Genomic DNA, 9,740 nt, shown 5'->3' with positions numbered 1-9,740 from the left:
CCAGTGTGGCCGTTCATCCTCTCAGACCGGCTACTGATCGTCGCCTTGGTGAGCCGTTACCTCACCAACTAGCTAATCAGACGCAGACCCATCTTCTAGTGATAGCTTATAAATAGAGGCCACCTTTAGTATCTTAAGTATGCACTCAAAATACAACATTCGGTATTAGCACCACTTTCGCAGTGTTGTCCCCAGCTAGAAGGTAGGTTGTCTACGCGTTACTCACCCGTTCGCCACTAAAATTCCATTGCTGAAATCTCCGTTCGACTTGCATGTGTTAGGCACGCCGCCAGCGTTCGTCCTGAGCCAGGATCAAACTCTCCATAAAAGTTTATTTATGAAGAACCTTGATGGCTCTTTAAAAAACAAATTGTTTATGTCAGTTCATTTGCATGAACCAACTGTTTTGTACTCCAAACGAGTACCGCACATCTGGCTTATTTTAACCTTACTTACATTGTTTAGTTTTCAAGGAACACATATTTTCATAACATCGCCATCGTTTTTGGCGACAACTTTTAAAGTATATCATTTTAAAAAATCTTTGTCAATATTTTTTTGTTTTTTTGCTGTCGTGTTTAGCAGCTTGCTTATAGTAACACGAGCTACTACTCTATGTCAACACTTATTACACTAATTATTCCAACAAAGTTTATATTACAAAAAACGAAATGCTTTCTCAAATGATGGGTAAATTCTTTTAAGGAGTTCAATGTTGCACTTTCAGCACCTTCCATCACAATAACTGATGCTAACACTATTTCATTCTTTGTCAACTCTATCTCTATAAACGGCGAAAATAAAGTAATCGTCTAGCTTGAAGATAGACGATTCATGATATTAAAAAATGCACACTAACAGTTTTTGAATTATACTAACTAAACAATGTAATAATTGAGCTGCCCGCAGTATATACCACCAATACTCCTGCAAAAATTACAATTGGATGGTTGCGCCATTCAAATTCCTTTCTATTATGATCCATAAGTCACCTCTTCGTATCTTTTCAACAATTAATATATATACTTTTATATTTATAATATAGGATAGTTATTACAATCTAAACACAAAACTATATATATTTAACAACAAATGAAGAACCAGACCTTGTTCTATGACTATATCCTTGTTCCATCCTTCTTAATTAACGACTATTTATCTGATAATTCGCTAAGACTATATAAATATAATACTAAGCCTGCAGTCAATATAATATGGACTATGTTAAATAACCAATCTCCTAAAATCATAATATCACCTCCTTACTTCTAGATAAGCATTAATATTATTATGGAATTATGTATAAAGTTTTATAAACCACTACCTGTCGATCACCTACTTTTATATTACAAAAAAACTATGACGAAAATGTGACGAGAACAAATAATAGCCGCCTACCTTAAAATCAAAGATAGACGGCTACTCTTACTACTCTTATTATTTTGCGAGAAATCTAGCAATAACTATGATCCCTGAAACCTTAAGCAATTCCATAGTCGAGACCATAATTGACGTGTTTAAAGGTATGTCCGAAGATATGATCAACTCCATACCTGAAACTAAAACTACAATCATAGCTGATGCCATGACCGAATCCTCCAAAGCCATGCCCAACCACCTCAAATAATCTGTTTACTACTATACTATGTAATGAAGAAATAACGGTGCCAATAGAAAGTCGCTATGTAAAGTAATGAAAAGACAATTATAAAGCATTACTAAGGGGGTGTTAACATGAAATGTCCAATGTGCGGTACAAATACACAATTTAATTTCTTATATTGTCCCAATTGCGGCTATAAAATAGCTCTAGAGGTTGAGCAGCCAATACCAAATTGGAGACAACTGCCAGGTTTTCGTTCTAAGACACCATGGAAGATGATCCTAGCTATAATGATTTACGTATGGATATTACTCGCAATTGTTGCTTCCTTTTTTGGAGGTATAATATAATGGGCTACAAACGCCTCACCTAAGACAATATGATTATTGATATAATAAATTCTACCTATACCAAAAGCAAAACCATGTCCTGGAGTTTTTTCTCCTCAGACATGGTTTCAGATGTTATTGCAATACATCATTTTTTGCTATTGATATAAATACATGCCATTTGATAATGATTGTCAATTAAAATTTCCTTTTTTGATACTACTAAATTTATATTTTAAAGTATAAGAAAAAGCACCTTAAAAGATGCTCTTGCTAGTAATGAACATTAAACTTTTTAACGTAAAAATTTGATCGTAAAATCGGGTAAATAGTTATTGAAGTAAACACATTTCGGTTTTAAATCCATTATCTTTAATTATCCTTTAATACTACGCCTCAATCAGCAAAAAATCCTAAAGAAATTTGGTCTTAGATTTAGAAGTCTGGAAAATCTTCAACCTTTTCCATGTTGCTTAGTTGTTCCATCGCTTCATTTTTGGTCTTGCCAATAATTTTACCTTGTTTTGTTTTAAAATTTAAGAAAAAAAATCCATCATTAGATACAACAATTGCTGAAGTTTTGTCGTTACTGAATATTGGAGTAGTAAAATCTGTACTCTTACTTATGATAACCCTCTCCCTTTATTGTCTGATGATTCCGAATATACTTCTATCTTATCCAATAAGAGGTAATATTATCCTGTTAAAATTAAAATCATCAGATAATTACAAAATTTTTATCAGTATCATAAGGTTCTTAAATTAGAGAAGTTATCGAAACCAGCCAAATTCAATTTTATCCTTCTTGCTACAGTGCACTTATATAGATTATCTGCTGAAGATTTGAAGGTTCATTAGATCTTCTTTATTAATTAATGGATGGGTAAGTATAGAATACGATTTACCTGGACATACTCTTATTGACGACCTCTCTTGTCGTTTTTTAACACTTCTTCTCTCCCATTTTTTTATGGCTCTCCTAAGGAGAGCTCTTTTTTTATTTTATTGCACATAAAGCAATGAAACGAATATGATACAGTAGTACAATTGCTTACATAGCAATAATCTACTGGCTGCTTGTTTTAAGCAGTCAGTATTTTTTATAGCCAACAGATAAATCACTCTTATTTACTATAGATCATATTATGTATAAACGATACTTCTATCAGTATTTAGGAGGTGATACTATTCATGGATTATCGTAAATGGGAAGATCCTGAGATTGAAGATTGGGAAGAAGACCCGAATTCCAGGAAAAAACTGTATGCATCAAATTTATGGGAATTCGGCCTAGGATGCTATCCTAGTGATTCTTGCTATCCTAGTGATTCTTGCTCTCCTTGGTGTTGCCGACCTAGAAGAGACTGTTGGCCGGATCAAGTCTGCTGGCCAAGACGATTCTGCTGGCCAAGGCAGAGCTGTTGGCCGAGAAGAGGTTGCTGGCCTTGGAAAGGCTGCTGGCCGAGACAAGGCTGCTGTCCACGTTAATATAGCTTATACTTATATTAAGAAATACACGGGTTAAAGCAACTCACTTTAACCCGTGTATTACAATAAAAAAAAGAGCAAACTCATTACAGTAGTTAACTCTCTTAATATCCCATTATTTTCCGACCATTTGATTCATACTCCCCATCTGATAACCCGAAATATCCAGCGTAACATACGTAAATCCTTTTTTTTTATTTCACTTACAATCTCATTTGTAGTTACCAGGTTTGCCAGCGAAGCAAACTGCTCCAGCTGCAACTCAATGCGGGCTAAATTCCCATGATGCCGGACCCGAATCTGACCAGAAAAGTTTTTCTTGAGCAATGCCTCTGCTGTCTCTACCTGCTTTAAACGTTCGGCAGTAACCGGTAACCCATAGGCAATTCTTGAAGATAGACAGGCCGCACTGGGCTTATTGTAAGTAGGTAGACCCCACTCTTTGGAAAGTCGCCTGATATCCTGTTTGGTTAAGCCAGCCTCCAGTAACGGGCTACTGACACCGGCCATTTCGTTCACCGCCTTCATCCCAGGACGAAAACCGGCAACATCATCGGCATTGGAGCCTTCAAGCACCCATTTGTAACCCTGTTCTTCTGCCCAGGCGGCTAATGCTGAAAACCTCACCTTTTTACAATAGTAGCAACGCGCCGCATCTGGAGACAAACTCAGGACTTTCCAATTCACTGATGGTCATCAGTTTATGCTTTATCCCAATTTGCCCGGCAAAAACAACAGCGTCCTCTACCTCATTTTGCGGAAGAGTTTCGGAACAGGCAGTAATAGCGATAGCTTTATCACCTAACGCATTATAAGCAGCAGCAGCCGCCAGAGAAGCCTACTACAACGCTTTCCCTTTGTTTTAAGAGGTTTATCAGCTTATTTAACTTTTCTTCAAGCTTAATCATGAGTCAACTCCTTTCCTTTTTCTTTGCAGATTATCTCATTGGATTAATAATACCTGCGATACTGCCTGATGATTATCACATTTAACATAATCTATATTCTGACAGGTGTAGTTGATCAAAGTTCAAGTCGATTTGTCCTTATTCAATTCAATACCTTTTTACCCACAAAACTAATCCTCCGGTCTTTTTAGTGCTTTTTCTTTTTCAATTATTGCTTGTTCATAGCTTGCAATTTTATAATCCAGGCGTTCCAGCGTTTTCCTCATATCTTCCATTCTTTTTATTATCTGCTTACGCTGCTCGATAAAGAGTTCTTTTCTTGCCTCAATGGTTTCATCACCCTGTTGAAACAGCCCAATATACTCAATCAAGACTTCAATCGGAAGACCTGCACTTCGCATACATTTGATAAATTCGACCCACTTACAGTCTTCTTCAGTATAATCCCTGATTCTGCTTTTATTGCGGTTCACACGAGGAAGCAGTCCGATGCGTTCATAATAGCGGAGTGTATCCTGTGAAACATCAAATTTTTCACTTACTTCTGTAATCGTCACGCGGTTTCACCTCCTGATATCCGATATCATAGCATTTGGAGTTAACTCCAAGTCAAGAGTTTTTAAATAGCAGCCAAAAATATACACGATCACGTTCGCAAAGTCTTATAGCTTTAAAACACCTTACTAGCAGACAGGGCGTAAGTCATGAAAGAAAGTCACACTGCTCTTTCAAGAATCTTGTGGCTTATATCCAATGTAAGATCCTGAGTTTCCGAAAGTGCTATCATCCCATGAGCCTTTAGTTGTTCAATAACAACTGGTATTTTATCAGCTCCGACGCCATATTGGGACAGATGAGTTTTGGCACCAAGGCTTTCAAAGAATTCTCTAGTTTTCTGAATTGCCAAGTCTACTTTTTCCTCTTCGCTGCCACTTTCTATATGCCATACACGTTCTGCATATTGCAGAAGTTTAGCGTGTTTTTGTTCGCGTCTTCCCGCCCTTCTGGCAGAAACAATAGCGGCTGCAGGTTTCAAATAAAAAATTTGTTTACCAGAACATCGATCAGCAAAGAAAACGCGGTCTAAAAATGAAGTAATGGCACCTCCTGCAGACGCATAATGTACAGGGGAACCGAATACAAACCCGTCACGTCTCCCGCCATATCGAGAAAATCATTGATTCTGAATTTGTCATCGGGTTCACCGTTACGCGTCTTCCTCCTGGAATATCTTAAGATATAGACTGCATTATTGGTTTCCTAGTGTCGCATTAAAACTCGTTAGCCTCCATCATTTTGCAAACCTCTTTTGTATGCTCTTCTCTCTTATCATTTCTATCTTCGTAGCCAAGATATATTCTTAAAACGTTAGGAATCTCAAGCTCTCTATGACCTATCCCATAGCCAATCTTTTCTACTGAAAAGTCCATATGGTCTGTAAATGTATCCACATTTGCCGCCAATATCGCGGCCCCAGTAGGCGTAGTCGTTTCAAAAGGTACTATACCTGATTTCACGGGAATATTCTTTAAAATTTCAATAGTTGCCGGAGCAGGAATGGGGATAATACCATGAGTACATTTCACAAATCCTCCTCCTACCTGAACCGATGAAGCCATAATCTTATCGTCATGTTTACCAATTGAAATTCAGTCTAGCACTTTGATTTAGCTCCAAGTCAAGTGTTTTTTTTAGGAAGAGTACAGTTAAGGCTGTGAAAAAAATATTTATAAAATTTATTGACTTTGAGTACACTCAAAGTTGTAACATAAAATATAAAACAATACTTTATAGAATGAAGGTGATGTAGATATGTTTAATATGGGCATGACGGAATTAATATTAATCTTGGTGATTGCTTTAGTAGTGTTCGGACCGGGGAAACTTCCCGAAGTTGGCAAGGCGCTAGGAAGGGGTATTCAGGAATTTCGCAGTGCTACCAGCGGGGAAAGTGCTAAAGAAGAGATCAAGGAATTAAAGAACGAAGTAAAGGCAGAAGAAAAAAAGTGAGGCAGAGTTATGACCACACCATCGCAGTATGACGAGGAGCCCCTCGATACTCCGCTTTCTGCAACACCGTCGTCCGTAGTTTTATTTTTTATCGGTATCCTTTTCTCTTATTTTTTTGTTTTGCCGGCTGGCATACAGTTTTTTTTGAACTTTGCAACGGAAAGTCTGCAGCCCATGTTTTTTCGTTAGGAGAGTATCTGTCATTTGTTATTTCTCTCCTGCTGCCGTTTGGCTTTATTTTTGAGTTGCCTTTGTTATACTGTTGTTGGCAAAGTTGGGTATTATCAGTTCTTCTTCTTTAAAAAGGAAGTGCAAAATGGTTTTGGTGTTGGCCTTTGTGGTCGGTGCTGTTGTTTCGCCGACACCGGCCGTATTTTCTCAAACGATGATTGCGGTTCCTATGATACTTTTGTATGAAATCAGTATCCTCTTAGTAAAGTATGTTCTGCGTAAATAGTTATAGAATGTCTTGTACTATACAGGAAAGAGCAGTAAATTCCCAACACTCTGCACAATTTACGTCTGATTTCCGCACTTCTCGAGACTTTTATAATCGCCGCAGTATTTCCATCTGGACGTGGGCTTCATTGAATGCTACCACTTTCATTGCGATCACCTCTTAACATTTATACAAGAAATATTCAAGGCTGCCGACAATACTTTGTCGACAGCCTTGTTTTAGGCCTGAAAAAAAGTGTACCTCAAAGACCATCTCTGAATGCAGACCTCATATCCCACATGATGCCAGTAGCGTTATCTGTTGCTCAAAACTATATTCAAAACTTCTTTGGCATTATCGGCTTCTTTTTTACCAACTTTAGCTTCGAGCACGGATATCAGGCTCATCATCTGAGCTTCAGTCAGATCAGTATTAAACCCGACTTTGAAATGTGACTGAAGCTGGCTGTTGACACCTTCCATGCTGGCTAGGGCCGAAATGGTCGCGATCTCCCTGCTCTGGAAATCGATATTGTCGCGTCCGAAGATGTCACCAAATAGGTGGTCTTTCAAGAAGGCGTCTATTGCTGGAGTGAAAGTATAAATTGCCCCGCTGGCAGGTGCTCCTATCAAGCTTGTCTGAATTTCTGTTCCGAGTTCGATTCTGCTTTTGTTGGTAGGCAAGGGGCTTGCTTCCTTACCAATCTCGTCCTTGATGCCTTTGGCTTTGCGTTCTTCCATGACGCTCATAAAGGTACTGATTCCGTTTAGGCTGCGCGGGAAACCACAATAGGCGTACATCTGCACGAGGACTTCTTTGATTTCATTAACAGTCAACCCGGCATCCAGTCCTTCGTTCAAAGCTGTTTTCAGCTTCTCCAAATCGCCTTTGGCTGTGAAGGCCGCAATTGTGACGATACCCTGCTGTTTTGCGTTCAAGCCTTGGTTATTTGTAGTCTGTGCCTGGGAAACAGTTGTCAGACTAAACACTGAAATAAAAATGCCTGTTAAAATCGCAGCTAGTTTTTTTCTCATGATAGTATCTCCTTTACTTTTAAACTTTACACAGTGTTAAAAAATTACCGGCTGTTGCCCTACTATATTGGATTAATAACTTTGCCGCCTCCGTGTAATTTTCGCAGCGCGCTACAGCCAAACATATACATTTTTTTACTTATGTTGCATCTTTTTTGTTATTGTACAATCTAGAGTTAACTCTATGTCAAGAGAAAAATTTTTCGAATTTTTTCTTGACTTGGAGTTAACACCATCCTGTAAGATGAAAAAAGCTGTTGAGGTTTAGAGGGTTAATTTTGACCTCATAGGTGATTACAGCAGCAATATATTTGTGGATCAGTAATAATTAAGGAGGATCACGTCATGAAAAAAATGTTAGCGTTGGCCCTTACATTGATAATGGCCCTCTCCCTCACTGCCTGCAGTGGAAATAATAGTGGCGTTCAGGCGGGCAATGGCCCCAATGTTGCCGCTCAGGAAAAAACCAGTCCGCTAAATACAAAAACTGAAAGTGGGGATCAAAAACAGATGGATTCGACAAGAAAAAAGATTCTTATCGCTTATTTTTCGCGCACCAGCAACACTCGTGAAATTGCCAACCAAATTCACGAAAACGTCGGCGGCGATCTCTTTGAAATCGTGACGGTAAACCCGTATCCCGCAGATTACAACGGGACCGTTGATCAGGCGAAACGAGAACAGGAAAATAACTCCAGGCCAAAGCTTACAGCAGAGGTTAAAAATATGGATTCTTATGATGTGGTTTTCGTTGGTTATCCCAACTGGTGGGGTACAATGCCAATGGCCGTATTTACCTTTTGGGAGGGATATAATTTCTCCGGGAAAACCATCATACCCTTCAGCACCCACGAAGGAAGCGGCCTTGGTCGAAGTGTCAACGATATCCGTGCGCTTTGCCCGCAAGCCACTATCCTTGATGGTCTTGCAATCAGAGGATCGGATGCGAAAAACGCACGGAATGATGTATCCGCGTGGCTGCGCAAACTTGGAATGATAAACTAGCATAATTATCCAGACTCGAAAAACACAAAGTGGATTTCGGGCCAGTCAGCGTCACATGCTATGTGGATCTGCTGCTGGCTGCGTGGTTGGATAGGCATCCTAATTTTTGTTTATTACAGAAAGGGGAGATTTTTTGAAGACAAAAACGCTTTGCAAGATGGTTATTGATCTCGTTATGACCATTCTCATGCTGGTATTAATGGCTTGCCGCCTTACCGGAAACACAATCCATGAGCTGTTAGGCGTTTCCCTGTTTATACTGTTTATTGTCCACAATATTTTGAATTGGGGATGGTATAAAACACTTCTGAAAGGAAGGTACAATACACTTCGTGTTCTTCATACAGCGGTCAATATTCTTCTTCTTGCAGCGATGCTGGCACTGATGATAAGCGGCGTAATGTTCTCTCGCACCGTGTTTGCATTTATGGACCTAAATGGTGGCTTATTCGCACGAAAGCTGCATATGCTGTCCACATATTGGGGATTTATCCTCATATCCGTGCATCTTGGAATGCACTGGGGAGTGATTATGGATACGGCGCGAAAGCTGGCAAATATTACTGCTCCGAACCGTAACCGCACATTTACCTTGCGAATTATGGCGGTATTGATCACTGTATATGGAGTGTATGCTTCTTTTAACAGAGACGTGGGTTCTAAGCTGATTTTATATTATACCTATGATTTTTGGAACTTTGACCAATCCCTTGTGTTTTTTTCTGTTGATTACCTGTCCATCATGGGGCTTTATGTCTGCGTGACTTATTATACCGTAAGACTGATTCAACAAAGATCCTAAAAAAATTTCATCATAAACTTCTGCTTTGCTATCCAAAATCAGCAACTTTATTGCGGCGATATACACAAACAACCCCCGCTTTCAGGCCTCAGCCTCAAAGCGGGGGTTGTTTTCACTCTGGA

General features: G+C 39.0%; 10 protein-coding genes, 1 rRNA gene and 2 pseudogenes. 7 read left to right on the top strand and 6 right to left on the bottom strand.

Going from position 1 to position 9,740, the window contains the following annotated elements; all coding sequences use genetic code 11:
* A 16S ribosomal RNA gene (locus LMF89_RS06995) occupies window positions 1-328 on the bottom strand; the annotation flags it as partial.
* 1,406 nt (window positions 329-1,734) lie between these two features.
* Here LMF89_RS06995 and LMF89_RS07000 point away from each other — a divergent pair.
* On the top strand, window positions 1,735-1,953 hold the full coding sequence (locus LMF89_RS07000) for a hypothetical protein (RefSeq protein ID WP_229534472.1): 219 nt from the start codon (window positions 1,735-1,737) through the stop codon (window positions 1,951-1,953).
* Between the two features lie 1,285 nt (window positions 1,954-3,238).
* Window positions 3,239-3,457 (top strand): hypothetical protein, encoded by a 219-nt coding sequence (locus LMF89_RS07005; RefSeq protein WP_229534473.1) that lies wholly within the window; start codon window positions 3,239-3,241, stop codon window positions 3,455-3,457.
* A 98-nt stretch (window positions 3,458-3,555) separates the two neighbouring features.
* Here LMF89_RS07005 and larE read toward each other — a convergent pair whose 3' ends face one another.
* The 4 genes and pseudogenes from larE to larC all read right to left on the bottom strand — a co-directional run bounded on the left by larE (window position 3,556) and on the right by larC (window position 5,947).
* Window positions 3,556-4,047 carry an ATP-dependent sacrificial sulfur transferase LarE gene (gene larE / locus LMF89_RS07010; RefSeq protein ID WP_500797127.1) on the bottom strand — a complete coding sequence of 164 codons (492 nt, stop codon included), beginning with the start codon at window positions 4,045-4,047 and terminating at the stop codon, window positions 3,556-3,558.
* A 451-nt stretch (window positions 4,048-4,498) separates the two neighbouring features.
* Entirely contained in the window at window positions 4,499-4,885 is a 387-nt protein-coding gene (locus tag LMF89_RS07015) for a MerR family transcriptional regulator (RefSeq protein ID WP_229534475.1), read from the bottom strand.
* Between the two features lie 158 nt (window positions 4,886-5,043).
* Window positions 5,044-5,466: pseudogene (locus LMF89_RS07020) on the bottom strand (NAD(P)H-dependent oxidoreductase); the annotation flags it as partial.
* 133 nt (window positions 5,467-5,599) lie between these two features.
* On the bottom strand, window positions 5,600-5,947 hold the full coding sequence (gene larC / locus LMF89_RS07025) for a nickel pincer cofactor biosynthesis protein LarC (protein ID WP_255711070.1): 348 nt from the start codon (window positions 5,945-5,947) through the stop codon (window positions 5,600-5,602).
* A 193-nt stretch (window positions 5,948-6,140) separates the two neighbouring features.
* Between larC and LMF89_RS07030 the strand changes: the two genes are divergently transcribed.
* From LMF89_RS07030 to LMF89_RS07040, 3 genes and pseudogenes are all read left to right on the top strand, one after another.
* On the top strand, window positions 6,141-6,338 hold the full coding sequence (locus tag LMF89_RS07030) for a twin-arginine translocase TatA/TatE family subunit (RefSeq protein WP_229534477.1): 198 nt from the start codon (window positions 6,141-6,143) through the stop codon (window positions 6,336-6,338).
* Between the two features lie 9 nt (window positions 6,339-6,347).
* Entirely contained in the window at window positions 6,348-6,527 is a 180-nt protein-coding gene (locus tag LMF89_RS26055) for a twin-arginine translocase subunit TatC (protein ID WP_229534478.1), read from the top strand.
* Between the two features lie 56 nt (window positions 6,528-6,583).
* Window positions 6,584-6,795 (top strand): annotated as a pseudogene (locus LMF89_RS07040) (twin-arginine translocase subunit TatC).
* Between the two features lie 296 nt (window positions 6,796-7,091).
* On the opposite strand, the gene LMF89_RS07045 reads toward LMF89_RS07040, so the two are convergent.
* Window positions 7,092-7,811 (bottom strand): carboxymuconolactone decarboxylase family protein, encoded by a 720-nt coding sequence (locus LMF89_RS07045; protein WP_229534479.1) that lies wholly within the window; start codon window positions 7,809-7,811, stop codon window positions 7,092-7,094.
* 345 nt (window positions 7,812-8,156) lie between these two features.
* Between LMF89_RS07045 and LMF89_RS07050 the strand changes: the two genes are divergently transcribed.
* Window positions 8,157-8,816, top strand: coding sequence for a flavodoxin (locus LMF89_RS07050; protein WP_229534480.1), 660 nt, complete (start codon window positions 8,157-8,159; stop codon window positions 8,814-8,816).
* A 133-nt stretch (window positions 8,817-8,949) separates the two neighbouring features.
* Window positions 8,950-9,618, top strand: a complete 669-nt coding sequence (locus LMF89_RS07055; RefSeq protein WP_229534481.1) for a DUF4405 domain-containing protein — start codon at window positions 8,950-8,952, stop codon at window positions 9,616-9,618.
* The last annotated feature ends 122 nt before the right edge of the window (window positions 9,619-9,740 follow it).

This window comes from Pelosinus baikalensis, from assembly GCF_020819555.1.
In the GTDB taxonomy this organism is placed as follows: Bacteria; Bacillota; Negativicutes; order DSM-13327; family DSM-13327; genus Pelosinus; species Pelosinus baikalensis.
Note: the sequence above shows the minus strand (reverse complement) of the source record. Positions and strands in the feature narration are given on the sequence as shown.

What these genes read in the sequence shown, in the direction of transcription:
- LMF89_RS07000 (WP_229534472.1), top strand. Translation starts at nt 1,735, where the DNA reads ATGAAATGTCCAATGTGCGGTACAAATACACAATTTAATTTCTTATAT.
- LMF89_RS07050 (WP_229534480.1), top strand. Translation starts at nt 8,157, where the DNA reads ATGAAAAAAATGTTAGCGTTGGCCCTTACATTGATAATGGCCCTCTCC.
- LMF89_RS07030 (WP_229534477.1), top strand. Translation starts at nt 6,141, where the DNA reads ATGTTTAATATGGGCATGACGGAATTAATATTAATCTTGGTGATTGCT.
- larC (WP_255711070.1), bottom strand. Translation starts at nt 5,947, where the DNA reads ATGGCTTCATCGGTTCAGGTAGGAGGAGGATTTGTGAAATGTACTCAT.
- LMF89_RS07045 (WP_229534479.1), bottom strand. Translation starts at nt 7,811, where the DNA reads ATGAGAAAAAAACTAGCTGCGATTTTAACAGGCATTTTTATTTCAGTG.
- LMF89_RS26055 (WP_229534478.1), top strand. Translation starts at nt 6,348, where the DNA reads ATGACCACACCATCGCAGTATGACGAGGAGCCCCTCGATACTCCGCTT.